Raw genomic sequence first — 14,781 nt, forward strand, 5'->3', positions numbered from 1 at the left:
GGCGGGGCGCAGCGCAATACCTTGCATGGGCCGACCACGCGTGAAAGATGCGGGCATGGACTGGCGCGACCAAGGCACGCTTCTCAGCGTCCGCAAACATGGCGAGACCTCGGCGATCATCGAGGTGTTCACCGCCACCCACGGGCGGCATGCTGGCGTTGTGCGTGGCGGCACTTCGCGCAAGATCGCCCCGATCCTCCAGCCCGGCGCGCAGCTCGATCTGGCCTGGCGCGCGCGGCTTGAAGACCATATCGGCAGTTTCACCGTTGAGCCGGTGAAGAGCCGCGCGGCAGCGGTGATGGACGACCGCGCCGCGCTGGCCGGGCTGAACGCGATGACGGCGCTGCTGGCCTTCGCGTTGCCCGAACGCGAGGCCCACCCGAGGCTCTATGCCCGCAGCCTCGCGATGTTCGATCTGCTCGGCCAAAGCCCGGCCTGGCCCGTCGCTTACCTGCAATGGGAGCTTGCCCTGCTGGAGGAGCTCGGCTTCGGCCTCGATCTCTCCGCCTGTGCGGTCACCGGCGGGCGCGACGATCTCGCCTTCGTCTCTCCCCGGTCGGGCCGGGCGGTCAGCGCCGAGGGGGCAGGGGAGTGGGCCGACCGGCTCCTGCCGCTGCCGCCGGAATTGCTGGGGGTTGTCACGCCCGACCTCGCCGGACTTCCCGACGCCTTGCGCACCACCGGGCATTTCCTCCGCCACGGGCTTGCCCATTCGCTTGGCGACAAACCCTTGCCCGAAGCGCGGGCGCGGCTGGTCGACCGGCTGGCGCGCCGGGTCTGAACCCGGATTCTGCCCGGCTCAGGACTGGCCCAGGATGGTGTCGGCCACGGCTTTCGGGTCGGCCTGATACTTGATCATGTACTTGTCGCCCTTGCGGGTGATCACCTGCGCGGCGGAGAAGATCGTCCGCACCTTGGCGATATCGGAGCGCGGGATGCCCATGCCGGAGGGGGTGATCAGGCGGCCCTCGGTAAGCTGCCATGTCATGCCGATCTGCTCGGAGGCGACGTAGACCCCCCGGATTCCGATCGCCAGAACCGCCCCTACGACGCCGGTCCAGGCGTGCGGGTTGCCCATCGCCATCAGCACCGCCACCGCGATCACCGAGCCGATGGCGGCGAGCATGATGTGCTCCTTGACGTAGGTGGCGCGGCTGCCGGTGAAGCTGGCAACGAGGGTTTCGCCATCGGCGAGGGCGGGGACGGAGGTGGGCATGAATTTCCTCTCGGGTCAGACGAGGGCAAGGATGATGAACGCAAGGGCAAGCAGCCCCGCAAGAGTGAGCAGGATCGCGCGGCGGGTGTCGGGCGCGGGTGCGGCGCGTGGCGCGATATGGCCCTTTGTGCTCGGCCCCGGCGTGGCGGGCGTGGCCGGGGCGAGGGTCTGCGCGGCGCGGTAGCGGCCAAAGAAGTTCACCGGCCGGGCCGGGGAGAAACGGCCGGGACGTTCGCGCAGCGCGCCCGAAAGCACGATCGCAACGGTGCCGCGCAACTTGTCGATCCGCGCCGCGTCGGCCGCCACCTCGGCCTCGTCCATGCCGTGAGCTTCGGCGATGAAGCGGCTCAGCCCGCCAGGGCCAAGATCGGCCGCCTCGAACACCTGCACATGGGCCGGATCGAGCGGCCCGGCCCCCAGCGCCGCCTCCAGCGGCCAGTCGCGTGGCGGTTGGCCCATGCGCGGCGGCTCCCACTCGGCGATCTCGTCGGATGGCACGAAGAGCGTGAACAGCCACAACTCGCGCAAGCCCGTGTCGGGGCCGAATTCGAGCGGATCGCTCACACCATCACCCCGTCGCGCCGGGCCACGTCCCGCAGGTTGCGGGCGAGCAGGTCCATCGCTGCCATGCGCACCGCGACGCCCATTTCCACCTGTTCCTGGATCACCGAGCGGTTGATGTCGTCGGCAATCACCCCGTCGATCTCGACACCCCGGTTCATCGGCCCCGGATGCATCACGATCGCGTCGTCCTTGGCGAACGACAGCTTCTCCGCGTCGAGCCCGAAGCGGTGGTAGTATTCCCGCTCGGAGGGGATGAAGCCGCCGTCCATGCGTTCCTTCTGAAGCCGGAGCATCATCACCACGTCGGCCCCTTCGAGGCCGGCGCGCATGTCGTCGAACACCTCGACGCCGAAATCCTCGATCTTCGACGGCATCAGCGTGGGTGGCCCGACAAGGCGCACGCGGTTTTCCATCTTTCCGAGCAGGATCAGGTTCGACCGCGCCACGCGTGAATGGGCGATATCGCCGCAGATCGCCACAGTGAGCCGGTGCAGCCGGCCTTTCTCGCGCCGGATCGTGAGCGCGTCGAGCAGGGCCTGGGTCGGGTGCTCATGCTTGCCGTCACCGGCGTTGAGCACCGCGGCGTTGACCTTCTCGGCCAGCAGGTTGACCGCGCCCGAGTTCGGGTGGCGCATCACGATGAGGTCGGGGTGCATCGCGTTGAGGGTGAGGGCGGTGTCGATCAGGGTTTCACCCTTTTTGATCGAGGAGGCCTGCATCGCCATGTTCATCACGTCGGCACCGAGGCGCTTGCCGGCGATCTCGAAGCTCGCCTGGGTGCGGGTCGAGGCCTCGAAGAACATGTTGATCTGGGTGAGGCCTTCGAGCACCCTGGCATGCTTCATCGGCTGCCGGTTGAGATCGACGTATTTTTCCGCGAGATCGAGGATGGTGGTGATCTCCTCGGGATGAAGAGGTTCGATCCCGAGCAGGTGACGGTGGCGGAAGGTCATGCGCGTGGCTCCCTGTTTGCGCCCGGTTTAGCCTTCGCGGGGCGTCCGGGCAAGGCGGCGGGAGCGGGGTTTCACGAGGGCTTGCCCGTGCGAGGTTCTTCGGCCGGGCCGAAAGCATGCCGGCTGGGTCGCCACGGCTTGCCGCCCACCCGGCACGGCCCTAGCTTGGGGCCATGGAATCGGCACTGGACTGGCATCAGGCAAGGGCGCTGCTCGAATGGTATGTCGAGCTTGGCGCGGTGGACGCGGTGGGCGATGTCCCCGTGAACCGGTGTGCTCTGCCCGAAGCCGCACCAAAGCCCGCGCGGCGCGCGACCGAGGCGGCCCCGGTGCCGTCGTCCGCGCCGGTCGAGATGCCGCGGGTGGATCAGGCCGCCGAGGCCCGGAGACTGGCCGCAGCCGCAAGCGATCTTGGTGCCCTCGCGGAGGCGATGCGCGGCTTCGACGGGCTGGACCTGAAGAAAGGCGCGCGCAATTTCGTCTTTGCCGACGGCAATCCGCGCGCGCGGGTGATGATCGTGGGCGAGGCACCGGGGGCCGACGAGGACCGGATCGGCCGCCCCTTCGTCGGCCGTGCCGGGCAGTTGCTCGACCGGATGCTTGCCGCCATCGGTCTGGCGCGCGAGGCCCCGGACACGGCGCGCGCAGTCTATATCACCAATGTCCTGCCATGGCGTCCGCCCGGCAACCGCACCCCCACGGCGGAGGAAATGGCAATGATGGTGCCCTTCCTCGAACGCCACATCGCGCTCGCCGACCCCGAGGTGCTCGTGCTGATGGGCAATACGCCTTGCGCCGCGCTGCTTGGGCGCACCGGCATCCTGAGGCTGCGCGGGAAATGGATGCAGGCGCTCGAAAAACCGGTCATGCCGATGACCCACCCCGCCTACCTGTTACGCAACCCCGCCGCCAAGCGCGAGGCATGGGCTGATCTGCTCGAGATCGCGGCGAAGCTGGAGGAGAACGCATGAGGGTGCTTGCCTTCTCCGATCTGCACATGGCGCGGGCGCGGGCCGCCGATCTGTTGGCGGCATCGCGCGAGGCCGATCTCGTCATCGGGGCGGGGGATTTCGGCAATATGCGGCAAGGCGTGGCCGAGGCGATGGCAATGCTCGACGGGATCGCGGCACCGCTGGTGATGGTGCCCGGCAACAACGAGAGCGAGGCCGAGTTGCGCGCCGCCGCCCCCGAAGGCGCGCATGTTCTGCACGGCACCGGCGTCGAAATCGGCGGGCTGCAGATCTTCGGCCTTGGCGGTGGCGTGCCGGTGACGCCGTTCGGGTCCTGGAGCTGGGACTTCACCGAGGACGAGGCCGCCGCATTGCTCGCTGGCGCGGACGGTGCCGATATTCTCATCAGCCATTCGCCGCCCAAGGGGATCGCCGACCGCACCTCGACCGGGCATTCGGTCGGGTCCACCGCCGTGCGCGACGCGATCGACCGGGTTCAACCACGGCTCCTCGTTTGTGGCCATATCCACGATTGCTGGGGCGAAGACGTGCAGCGCGGCACCACCCGCATCGTCAACCTCGGCCCCACCGTCAACTGGTTCGATCTCGAAGGAACAGCGCCATGAGCAAGATCACCGACGCCGAAAGCCGCGAATTCATTCCCGTACGCATCGCAGTGCTGACCGTGTCCGACACCCGCGCGCTTGCGGATGACCGCTCGGGCGATACCCTGGTGGCGCGGCTCAAGGCAGCAGGGCACATCCTTGCCGACCGCGACATCGTGAAGGACGATCGCGGCGCGATCGCCGACAAGCTCAGGGCCTGGAGCCTCGACCCCGAGATCGACGTGGTGATCTCGACCGGCGGCACCGGGCTTACCGGGCGCGACGTGAGCGTGGAGGCGCACCGGGATGTCTACGAGAAGGAGATCGACGCCTTCGCCACGCTGTTCACGATGATCTCCTTCCAGAAGATCGGCACCAGCGCGGTGCAGAGCCGGGCGACCGGCGGGGTGGCCAATGGCACCTACCTGTTCGCCTTGCCCGGCTCCACCGGCGCCTGCAAGGACGCGTGGGACGAGATCCTGGCCCCGCAGCTCGACTATCGCCACCCGCCGTGCAACTTCGTGGAGATTTTTCCGCGTCTTGACGAACACAAGCGACGGAAATGATCGCGCTGCCCGTATGATCACGTAACGGTTATGTCAAACCCGTCGCATTGCGCACGGTGATGCCCCTCGGCATGGTTCGAGGCGATCAAAACGGAGTAACGCACCCATGCGATTTCTGCGCCGCAGCCTGACCGGGCTTCTGCTTCTGGCCGTAACCCTCGCGCTGCTCGCGCTGGCCGCTCAGACCGTGCGCACCGCGGTTGAAACCCGGATGGCACGCGAGAACATGAGCCGCCCGGCGCGTGAACGGGTCTTCGCGGTCAACCTGATCGCGGTGACGCCGGAGGCAGTGGCCCCGGTTCTCGAAGCCTTCGGCGAGGTGCGTGCGCGCCGGTCGCTCGAAGTGCGGGCGCAGGCGGGCGGCTCCGTGGTCGAACTCGGGACAGGTTTCGAGGAGGGTGGCCGCGTCGAGGCGGGCCAGCTTCTGCTCCGTGTCGATCCCACCGACCGCCAGGACGCCCTGGCGCTCGCGCGCACCGATCTGGCCGAAGCCGAGGCGGAAACCCGCGATGCGGCCGCCGCGCTCGATATCGCCGGTGACGATCTGGCCAGTGCCCGCCGCCAGGCAGACCTGCGCGCGCAGGCGCTTGCGCGTCAGCGCGACCTCGCCACCCGGGGCGTGGCGACCGAGGCCCAGGTGGAAACCGCCGCGCTCGCCGCCGCGACCGCCGAGCAGGCGGTTCTGTCGCGGCGCTCGGCGCTGGCCAATGCCGAGGCGCGCGTGGCGCAGGCCGACAACCGGCTCGCCCGCAGCCAAATCGCGCTTGAAGAGGCCGAGCGACGACTGGCGGAAACCGAGATCACCGCCGAGTTTTCCGGCCGGCTCTCGGGTGTCAGCGCCGTCGAGGGGCGGATCGTGACCGCCAACGAGAAGGTCGCCACGCTGGTGGACCCGACCGCTCTGGAAGTGTCGTTTCGCCTGTCCACCGCGCAATATGCCCGCCTCGTTGACGAGAGCGGGCAGTTGCTCGATGCCGAGGTAACGGCGCGGCTTGCGGTCTCGGGTGTCGATCTCCTTGCCAGGGGGCGGGTTGACCGTGAGAGTGCCGAGGTGGGCGAGGGCCAGACCGGACGCCTCATCTTCGCCCGTCTCGAAAGTGCCCCGGGCTTCCGGCCGGGCGATTTCATCACCGTCGAGATCGAGGAACCTGTGCTGGCGAACGTCGCCCGGCTGCCCGCCACCGCCGTCGGCGCGGCGGGAACGGTGCTGGTGCTGGGCGAGAACGACCGGCTGGAGGAAGTGCCGGTCGAGGTAATCCGGCGCCAGGGCGATAGCGTTCTGGTGCGCGCCGAAGCGGTGGAGGGGCGCGAGGTGGTGATCGAGCGCACCCCGATGCTTGGCGCGGGCATCCTCGTGCGGCCCCTCCGCGAAGGCGGCGAAGCGCCCGAGGCAGGTGCCGGTGGCGGGCAGGGTGCCGGTGCCGGGCAGGGCGGTGGCGGCGGCGGTGGCGAGATGATCGCGCTCGACGACGAGCGCCGCGCCCGGCTCATTGCCTTCGTGCGGACCAACCAGATGATGCCCGTCGATGCAAAGGAACGCATTCTCAACCAGTTGAACGCCCCCGAAGTGCCGGTGAGCGTGGTCGAGCGGCTCGAAGGCCGGATGGGAGGCTGATATGGCGCGGCGACCGACAGACATTGCCCGGGGTCTTCTGAGCTACTTCACCCGTCACGGCACGGCGGCCAACCTGTTGCTCGTGGTGTTGCTGGCGTCCGGCCTCACCATCCTGCCGCAGATGCGGGCGCAGTTTTTCCCCGACGTGGTGATCGACGACGTCACCGTCAGCGTCGGCTGGAGTGGTGCCGGTGCCGAGGATGTCGATACCGGGATCGTCCAGCCGCTGGAGCCGGTGCTGCTTGCTGTCGAAGGGGTCGCCGCCAGTTCTTCGCGGGCTTCGGAGGGCCGCGCGCGGATCCAGCTCGAATTCGAACCCGGATGGGACATGGCCCGCGCCGCCGCCGATATCGAGGAAGCCGTGGCCACCGTCGGCAATCTGCCCGCCGAGGCCGACACCCCGGAAGTGCGCCGGGGCAGTTGGCGCGATCCGGTCACCGATGTCGTGATCACCGGGCCGGTCGGGCTCGACCAGCTCGCAAGGTTTGCCGACGAGATGGTGGCGCGCCTGTTCGTGGAAGGCGTGACCCGCACCTCGATCCGCGGCGTGGCCGCGCCGAGCACCATCGTTGAAGTCACCTCCGCCGCGCTGGTGCGCCACGATGTGTCCATGGCGCAGATTGCCGAGGCGATCGGGGCCGAAACCTCCGCCGATCCGGCCGGAAACATGGCCTCCGGCGCGGCCCGGGTGCGCACCGGCGTTGCCAAGCGCAGCCCCGCCGAGATCGCCGAAATCGTGCTGCGCTCCAACCCCGATGGCTCCAAGCTGACGGTGGGCGACGTGGCGCGCATCAGCGCCGAGGGGATCGACCGGGAAACCGCCTATTTCGTGGGCGAGACACCGGCGATCACCATCAACGTCACCCGCTCGGCGCAGGGCGATGCGATCGCGATCCAGGGCGTCGTCGAGGACGTGGCCGCGGAGATGAAGCTCACGCTGCCCGAGGGCGTCGAGATCGACCTGATCCGCACCCGCGCGGAGATCATTACAGCACGGCTCCAGATCCTGCTGGAAAACGGGCTCATGGGCCTCGGGCTGGTGGTGCTCTTGCTGTTTCTGTTCCTGAACGCCCGCACCGCCTTCTGGGTCGCGCTCGGGATCCCGGTGGCGATGCTCACCGCGGTGGCGATCATGTACATGCTTGGGCTCAGCTTCAACATGATCTCGATCTTCGCGCTGATCATCACGCTGGGGATCGTGGTGGACGACGCCATCGTGGTGGGAGAACACGCCGATTTCCGCTCCCGTCATCGCGGTGAAGACCCGGTTACCGCTGCCGAAAGTGCCGCGCGCCGGATGTTTCCGCCGGTGTTTTCCGCCACGCTGACCACGATCATCGCCTTTGTCGGGCTCACCGCGATTGGCGGGCGGTTCGGGGATCTGATCGAGGATATCCCGATCACCGTGATCGCGGTTCTCGCCGCCTCGCTGGTGGAATGCTTCCTGATCCTGCCCAACCACATGGCGCATGCGCTGAAGCATTCGAAGGAGCACCACTGGTATGACTGGCCGTCACGGCAGGTCAACAAGGGCTTCCGCTTCATCCGCGAACGGTTGTTCCGCCCGTTGATGCGCTTCGTGATCGCCGCCCGCTACCCGGTGCTTGCGGGTGCGGTTCTGGTGCTGGCCACCCAGGCGGCGCTGTTCATCGAGGGCAAGGTGCAGTTTCGTTTCTTCAACGCGCCCGAACGCTCGGATGTGACGGCGAATTTCGCCATGGCCCCCGGGGCCACTCGTGAAGACACGGTGGAAATGCTGACGATGCTCCAGCAATCGGTGCGGGACTACGGTGCGGAAATCGAGGCCGACACCGGGGTGAACCCGATCCTCTATGTTCTGGGCCAAGTTGGCGGCAACGCCGGACGCGGACTCGCGGCCGCCGAAGACAAGGACGCCGACCAGCTCGGATCGGTTTCGATCGAGTTGATCGACGCCGACCAGCGCCCGTTTTCCTCCTTTGCCTTCGTCAGCGACGTGCAGGAACGCGCCCCGCGTCACCCCATGCTGGAGGAACTGAGCTTCCGGGGCGGCCGTTTCGGCCCCGGTGGCGACGCGCTCGACGTCGAACTGACCGGCGCGGAGGCCGTGGTGCTGAAGGCCGCCGCCGAGGCGCTGAAAACCGCGGTGGCGCAATTCGGGGAAGTGTCCGCGGTGGAAGACAGCCTCGCCTACGACAAGGATGAACTGGTGCTGGAACTGACCGCACAGGGCAAGGCACTCGGCTTCACCATCGACGAGCTTGGCCGCGAACTCAGACGCCGGCTCGGCGGGATCGAGGCGGCGAGTTTCCCGGTCGGAATGCGCTCGGGCACGATCCGGGTGGAACTGCCGTCGGAAGAACTGACGGCCGATTTTCTTGAACGCACGATGCTGCGCGGCACCGGTGGGGCCTATGTGCCGCTTGGCGATATCGTCACCGTCGCCAGCCGGTCCGGCTTCTCGACCGTCAACCGCGAGAACGGACTGCGCGTGGTGTCGGTCACCGGCGACATCGACGAGACCGACCCGGCCCGCGCGGAAGAAATCACCCGCGCCATCGAGCAGGATATCCTGCCCGCGATCGCGGAAGAACATGGCATCACCTACAAGGTGTCAGGCCTGAAGGAGCAGGAAAACAGCTTCCTCGAAGATGCCCGCCTCGGGCTTTTGCTCACGCTGGTCGGGATTTACCTGACGCTAGCCTGGATCTTCGCAAGCTGGGCCCGGCCATTGGTGGTGATGGGGATCATTCCGTTCGGCCTGATCGGTGCGCTCTGGGGGCACTACATCTGGGGCGTCCCGATGAACCTGTTCTCCATCGTCGGGCTGATCGGCATGGTCGGGATCATCATCAATGACTCCATCGTCCTGGTAAGCACGATCGACGAATACGGACGCGACCGTGGCCTTGTCCCCGCCATTGTCGACGCCGTGGCCGACCGTCTGCGCCCGGTGTTTCTCACCACCGCAACCACCGTGCTCGGCCTGTCTCCGCTGCTCTACGAAACCTCGAGCCAGGCGCAGTTTCTCAAACCCACGGTGATCACGCTGGTCTATGGCCTCGGTTTCGGCTTCGTCCTCGTGCTGCTGGTGGTGCCCGCGCTGGTGGCGGTGCAGGAAGACATCGGCAAGCAGATGCGGGCGCTGCGGCGGATGATGGGGCTCAAGCACCGCCGGGCACGCGGCGCGGCGCTGGCCACAAGCAGCGTGGCGCTGGCGCTCGGGGCGCTGTTTGCCGCAACGCTTGGCTGGGTCATGGTCACCGGCGCATTGCCGTTCGGGATGCTGGCCGGGCTGGATGATCCGACGATGGCGGCCGCCGGGCTGTTCCTTGCCGGCACTGTTGCGCTTGTTGCCGGGGCGTGGCTGGTTGCGGCCCTTGCCCATTGGGCGCATCTGCGCCGGGGCCGGGCCTAGGGCTGGGCCGCGCAGCCCCGGATATCCACCGCGCGCTCCCCGGCCAGAACGGTGAAGCGCAAGGTTGCCGGGTCGAGTGCGAAGGGCTTGGCGTTGGCGGGCACAAGGTCGGCGACGGCGATCAACGCGTCGCCGTCGCGGGTACTGGTGACCGACGAAACCCAGATCGACGGGTCGGCCGCCTCGATCACCGCGATTTCGTCGCTGCCGATCGCGGGCATCAGCAACCGCGCCGTGACGGTCAGGCCGTCTTCGATTTCCACGAGATCGCAATGCGCCGCAACCAGCCCCGCCGTGGCGGCGGATTCGGGTTGCCTGTCGAGCGAAAGCTGAATGCGCGGATCGTGTCTGCCGCCGGTGCTTGGCAGCGCCGCGGTTACATCGGCCTCGATCGGCACACAGATGTTCTCGCAGATCCCCATCGTCAGATCACCGACAAGCGCGATATCGGCCTTCGAATCGACCGGGACGATCTCGAGCGGCAGGATCAGTTCGTCGTGATAGCCGAGCGTCATCATCCCGCTGGAGAGGAACGCTTCGGGCACCGGCCAATGCGGCGTGACCGATGCCACGTTCTCCGACCCCGACCAATCAAGCCGCGGCGGCAACCCGGCTTCGCCCGGTGCCCGCCAATAGGTTTTCCAGCTCTCACCGAGCGTTACGCGCAGCGCGGCAATATGGGTGCCGGCCTCGGTGCGCCATCCCGGCAGGATCTCGACATCGGCTTGCGACGGTGGATGCTCGCCTGCGGCGAGGAGCGGTGCGGCCGCGAGCGAAACGGCAAGGACAAGGGGGGTAAATCGGTTCATGACGACTGGATATAGTCCGCCATCGGGCGAGCGAAAGTCACATTCGCGAGACATTGATCACTTTGCCGCACCTCTTGCAAACCCCGCGCCGAAGCCCCCATGTTGATGCCATGAGCGAACCTGTCGACACCGACCACGACCTCACGGGGCAGATGCTGATCGCCATGCCGGGCATGGCTGATCCGCGCTTCGATCATTCCGTGGTGCTGCTCTGCGCCCATTCGATCGACGGGGCGATGGGCCTCATCGTCAACAAGCGCGTGCCCACCCTCAGCCTCGACGATCTGCTCGAACAACTCGAGATCGAACGCGGCATGGGCAGCATGGACGTGGCGGTCTATTTTGGCGGACCGGTGGAGAGCGGGCGCGGCTTCGTGCTGCATTCCACCGATTACCCCGGCGCGCAGGGCACGATGGCGATCAATGCCCGTTTCGGCATGACCGCGACCAAGGACATTCTTGTCGATATCGCCCGTGGCGAAGGCCCTGCGACGGCGCTCACGGCGCTGGGCTATGCCGGCTGGGGGCCGGGACAGCTCGAAAGCGAGTTGAAGCAGAACGCCTGGCTGACCGTCGAGGGCGACGCGGCGATCGTGTTCGATCCCGACGATGGCGGCAAATGGGCCCGTGCGCTGCGCAAGCTGGGGATCGAGCCGTCGATGCTGTCGTCCGGTGGTGGTCGCGCCTGATCGCCGGGTCATTCCAGCGCCGCGCTCAACACTTTCACCCGGGTGACGAAATCGCCGGCATCATCCCCCAGCACCGAAAACAGCTCGGCTTGGTAGTCGGCCGCGATCGGGGCCAGCGTGTCGATCATCTCGCGGCCCTTGGCGGTGAGCGATAGCTCGACAAGGCGCCGGTCGACCGGGTTGACCACCTTGCGCAGGTAACCGGCCGCTTCGAGCCGGGTGGCCGCGCGGCTGACCTTGGGCTTGTCCATGCCAACGCGCTTGTGAATCTCGCGCACCGAAACCGCCGTCTGCTGGCTCAGGTGCGCGACCACCCGCCACTCCGCAACGGATATGCCGTAGCGCTCACGGTAGGCCTGCGAAAACCGCGCACTTACCCGGCGCGACAATTCCGCAAGCTGGTAGGGAAGGAATTCGTCGAGATTGAAATCTGTCACGTGGTGTCCCCGTCTTATGCAGGTCGATTGAACCGCAGGGCGTTGGTCAGTGCAAGGACAACGAAGGTTGCACCCGCCCGGAAAGCCGTGTCATCTGGCCCGGCTGACCGGGATGGGGGAGGGGCCGAACATGCGTGCAGGAATAGCAATGCTCGTGGCGGGCTATGTGCTCAGCCAGTTCTACCGGGCCTTTCTGCCGGTGATGACGCCGGTTCTGCAAGCCGATCTCGGTGCCACACCCGAGGCGCTCGGCCGCGCGTCGGGGCTGTGGTTTCTCGCCTTCGCGGCGATGCAGGTTCCGGTTGGCTGGGCGCTCGATCAGCTCGGACCCCGCCGCACCGCCGCCTGGTTGCTCGGCCTCGGCGCGGGGGGCGGGGCGGTGTTGTTCGCGCTGGCGAGTGAACCATGGCACATCCAGGCGGCCATGGTGCTGATGGGAATTGGCTGTTCGCCGGTGCTGATGGGGGCTTTCTTCATCATTGCCAAAACCTATTCACCCAAGGTCTTCGGCACCCTTGCGGGCGCAGTGATCGGCATCGGCTCGATCGGCAATATCGCGGGCAGCCTGCCGATGGCATGGTCGGTAGAGAGTTTTGGCTGGCGCGAAACCTTGTGGGGCCTCTCCGTGCTCACTCTCGTCGTCGCGGTGCTGATCCTCGTGTTGCTGCGCGACCCGCCCCGCGCAGCCGATCATGGCACCCAGAAGGGCTCGATGCTCACCCTGCTGGCAATGCCGGCCCTCTGGGCGATCTTTCCCTTGATGTTCGTGAACTATGCCCCCTCGGCCGGTCTGCGCGGTCTCTGGGCCGGACCCTACCTGTCGGACGTCTTCGGCATGGACGCCGCCGGGATCGGCAAGGTGACGCTGGCGATGGGGATCGCGATGATCGTGGGCAATTTCGCCTACGGCCCGCTCGACCGGATCTTCGGTACCCGCAAATGGGTGATCCTCGTGGGCAACTTCGGCTCCGCCGCTGCCGTCTTCACGCTCTGGTTCTGGCCCGTGAGCGGGGTCTGGGCGGTGACGCTGCTGCTGGCCGCGACCGGGTTGTTCGGCGCGTCATTCCCGCTGATCATGGCCCATGCAAGGGCGTTCTTCCCGCCCCACCTCACCGGGCGCGGCGTGTCGCTGATGAACCTGTTCGGCATCGGCGGCGTGGGGTTGTTCCAGTTTTCGTCGGGCTGGGTGTTCGAGGCGGCGAAGGTCGCGGATGGCGATCCGGTGGCCGCCTACCGTGCCTTGTTCCTGTTCTTCGGACTGCCGGTTCTGGTCGGGCTGGTGGTCTACCTGTTCAGCCGCGACCGGCTGGATTGAGGGTCGGGCCGCTCGGCCCGTCCCCCGTTTTGGCTCGTCTCAGGCGGCCTTGCGGCGCGGGCGGCGGCGCTTCTGGCCTTGTCCCGCTCCTTGACCCTGGCCTTTCGGCCGCGCCTGGCCCTGCGGCGGGCCGCTCCGGCGACCACGATTGCCACCACCCCCCTTTTTCGGCGGGGCGACCTCGATCGGGCGCTCGCCGCCGAGCACCGGGATCTCGATCTTCATCACCTTCTCGATCTGGCGCAGCAGCGCGATCTCTTCGCCGCTGACAAAGGCGATGGCGTCCCCGTCCAGCCCGGCGCGCGCGGTGCGGCCGATCCGGTGGACGTAGTTCTCGGCCACTTCCGGCAGGTCGAAGTTATAGACATGGCTGACGCCGGGAATGTCGATCCCGCGGGCGGCCACGTCGGTGGCCACGAGGATGCGGGTGGTGCCGTCACGAAACGCCTTCAGCGCGCGGTCGCGTTGGCCCTGGCTCTTGTTGCCGTGGATCGACGTCGCGCCATAGCCTTCGGCCACGAGGTGTTTCATCAACCGTTCCGCGCCATGCTTGGTGCGCGAGAAAACCAGCGCAAGCCCCTCGGGCGCGGCATCGAGGTAGTCCTTGAGGAGCGAAACCTTGTGCTCCTTGCCCTTGGCCCAGTGCACCCCTTGAGTAACCTTGTCGGCCGCCTTGCCCGGCGGCGAGGCCTGCACCCGGATCGGATCGGTCAGGTAAGCCGCGGCGATCTCTTCCATGTCTTTCGGCATGGTGGCGGAAAACAGCATGGTCTGGCGCGGTGTGCCGAGCTTCGGCGCGATCCGGCGCAGCGCGTGGATGAAACCCATGTCGAGCATGTGGTCGGCTTCATCGAGCACGAGGAAGGTCGCGGCATCGAGCCGGACCGCGCGCCGGTCCATCAGGTCGATCAGCCGGCCCGGGGTGGCGACGAGGATATCGGTGCCCTTTTCGAGCGCGGTCACCTGCCGGTTGATCGACACCCCGCCGACCACCGTGGTGACCTTGAGGTGCGTGCCCTTGATGTAGAGCACGAGGTTGTCGGCAATCTGGCCAACGAGCTCACGGGTGGGGGCGAGAATGAGCGCGCGCGCGGTTTTCGGTGCGCGCTTGTCATGGTCGCCCAGAAGCTGGTGGATCAGCGGCAGGCCGAAAGCGGCGGTCTTGCCGGTGCCGGTCTGGGCAAGGCCCATCACGTCGCGGCCTTCCAGGACCGGCGGGATCGCCTTGATCTGGATCGGCGTGGGGGTGGTGTAGCCCGCGGCCTTCACGGCGGCGAGCAGTTTCGGGTCGAGCCCGAGGGATTCGAATGTGGTCATGTGTCTCTTTCGGCGGCGCCTGGGCCGCAAACGTGGGGGCCTCGAACGCAGGATGCGCCGGGGCAACTTCAAGGTGCGGGCCAAGCCTCGCGGAAGGACCCTTGCCCTGCCACCGTTCGGCCCGTTGACCCCCCGCGTGAATTGGGAACCTGTCTCGGCGCGCTCCGCGGAGCCGCGCCTCTTGAGCATCGTGCCTTGCCGCTCATGGATCCTGCGATCTTGCAGGCTGGCGGCGGGTGGCTCACGCGGCCACCGGAACGATGCGCTCTCATCACAGCATGTGGGGTGCAAGTCAACGCAAATCAACGCCCCCTTTCATAGCCGCCCGGATTGCGGTATCTCACCCCC

General features: G+C 67.3%; 14 protein-coding genes. 8 read left to right on the forward strand and 6 right to left on the reverse strand.

The annotated features are described in order from the left end of the window. Positions 1-55 precede the first annotated feature (55 nt). Entirely contained in the window at positions 56-781 is a 726-nt protein-coding gene (gene recO / locus B9Y97_RS09510) for a DNA repair protein RecO (RefSeq protein WP_085528195.1), read from the forward strand. Between the two features lie 18 nt (positions 782-799). Here the strand turns inward: recO and B9Y97_RS09515 are convergent, their stop codons facing one another. From B9Y97_RS09515 to B9Y97_RS09525, 3 genes are read right to left on the reverse strand one after another with little or no spacing between them, the layout of a single operon-like run. After that, positions 800-1,216 (reverse strand): hypothetical protein, encoded by a 417-nt coding sequence (locus tag B9Y97_RS09515; protein WP_085526510.1) that lies wholly within the window; start codon positions 1,214-1,216, stop codon positions 800-802. Positions 1,217-1,231: 15 nt separating this feature from the next. Next, entirely contained in the window at positions 1,232-1,780 is a 549-nt protein-coding gene (locus tag B9Y97_RS09520; RefSeq protein ID WP_085526511.1) for a hypothetical protein, read from the reverse strand. Continuing rightward, on the reverse strand, positions 1,777-2,733 hold the full coding sequence (locus tag B9Y97_RS09525) for an aspartate carbamoyltransferase catalytic subunit (RefSeq protein WP_085526512.1): 957 nt from the start codon (positions 2,731-2,733) through the stop codon (positions 1,777-1,779). The genes B9Y97_RS09520 and B9Y97_RS09525 overlap by 4 nt, the downstream gene beginning before the upstream one ends. Positions 2,734-2,906: 173 nt before the next feature. Here B9Y97_RS09525 and B9Y97_RS09530 point away from each other — a divergent pair, with 173 nt between their 5' ends. From B9Y97_RS09530 to B9Y97_RS09550, 5 genes are all read left to right on the forward strand, one after another. Beyond that, the gene (locus B9Y97_RS09530; RefSeq protein WP_085526513.1) at positions 2,907-3,704 is read left to right on the forward strand and encodes a uracil-DNA glycosylase; all 798 of its coding nucleotides are present in this window, start codon (positions 2,907-2,909) and stop codon (positions 3,702-3,704) included. Continuing rightward, a complete protein-coding gene (locus B9Y97_RS09535) occupies positions 3,701-4,309 on the forward strand; it encodes a metallophosphoesterase family protein (protein ID WP_085526514.1) in 609 nt (202 codons plus the stop codon). Before B9Y97_RS09530 ends, B9Y97_RS09535 begins: the two co-directional genes overlap by 4 nt. Continuing rightward, on the forward strand, positions 4,306-4,854 hold the full coding sequence (gene moaB, locus B9Y97_RS09540; RefSeq protein WP_085526515.1) for a molybdenum cofactor biosynthesis protein B: 549 nt from the start codon (positions 4,306-4,308) through the stop codon (positions 4,852-4,854). Before B9Y97_RS09535 ends, moaB begins: the two co-directional genes overlap by 4 nt. 106 nt (positions 4,855-4,960) lie before the next feature. Further along, entirely contained in the window at positions 4,961-6,469 is a 1,509-nt protein-coding gene (locus tag B9Y97_RS09545) for an efflux RND transporter periplasmic adaptor subunit (protein WP_085526516.1), read from the forward strand. Between the two features lies 1 nt (position 6,470). Continuing rightward, positions 6,471-9,866 carry an efflux RND transporter permease subunit gene (locus B9Y97_RS09550; RefSeq protein ID WP_085526517.1) on the forward strand — a complete coding sequence of 1,132 codons (3,396 nt, stop codon included), beginning with the start codon at positions 6,471-6,473 and terminating at the stop codon, positions 9,864-9,866. Here B9Y97_RS09550 and B9Y97_RS09555 read toward each other — a convergent pair. Then, positions 9,863-10,675 (reverse strand): protein-disulfide reductase DsbD domain-containing protein, encoded by an 813-nt coding sequence (locus B9Y97_RS09555; protein WP_176224335.1) that lies wholly within the window; start codon positions 10,673-10,675, stop codon positions 9,863-9,865. The two genes, B9Y97_RS09550 and B9Y97_RS09555, sit on opposite strands and share 4 nt — an antisense overlap. Positions 10,676-10,785: 110 nt before the next feature. Between B9Y97_RS09555 and B9Y97_RS09560 the strand changes: the two genes are divergently transcribed. Further along, the gene (locus B9Y97_RS09560) at positions 10,786-11,364 is read left to right on the forward strand and encodes a YqgE/AlgH family protein (RefSeq protein WP_085526519.1); all 579 of its coding nucleotides are present in this window, start codon (positions 10,786-10,788) and stop codon (positions 11,362-11,364) included. 8 nt (positions 11,365-11,372) lie between these two features. Here the strand turns inward: B9Y97_RS09560 and B9Y97_RS09565 are convergent, their stop codons facing one another. Continuing rightward, positions 11,373-11,801 (reverse strand): MarR family winged helix-turn-helix transcriptional regulator, encoded by a 429-nt coding sequence (locus B9Y97_RS09565; RefSeq protein ID WP_085526520.1) that lies wholly within the window; start codon positions 11,799-11,801, stop codon positions 11,373-11,375. 130 nt (positions 11,802-11,931) lie between these two features. On the opposite strand from B9Y97_RS09565, the gene B9Y97_RS09570 reads away from it, so the two are divergent. Then, on the forward strand, positions 11,932-13,116 hold the full coding sequence (locus tag B9Y97_RS09570) for an MFS transporter (protein WP_085528196.1): 1,185 nt from the start codon (positions 11,932-11,934) through the stop codon (positions 13,114-13,116). Positions 13,117-13,155: 39 nt separating this feature from the next. Here the strand turns inward: B9Y97_RS09570 and B9Y97_RS09575 are convergent, their stop codons facing one another. Then, entirely contained in the window at positions 13,156-14,433 is a 1,278-nt protein-coding gene (locus tag B9Y97_RS09575) for a DEAD/DEAH box helicase (RefSeq protein ID WP_085526521.1), read from the reverse strand. Positions 14,434-14,781 lie beyond the last annotated feature (348 nt).

The sequence above is a fragment of the Maritimibacter sp. HL-12 genome, assembly GCF_900177545.1.
Classification (GTDB): domain Bacteria; phylum Pseudomonadota; class Alphaproteobacteria; order Rhodobacterales; family Rhodobacteraceae; genus Sinisalibacter.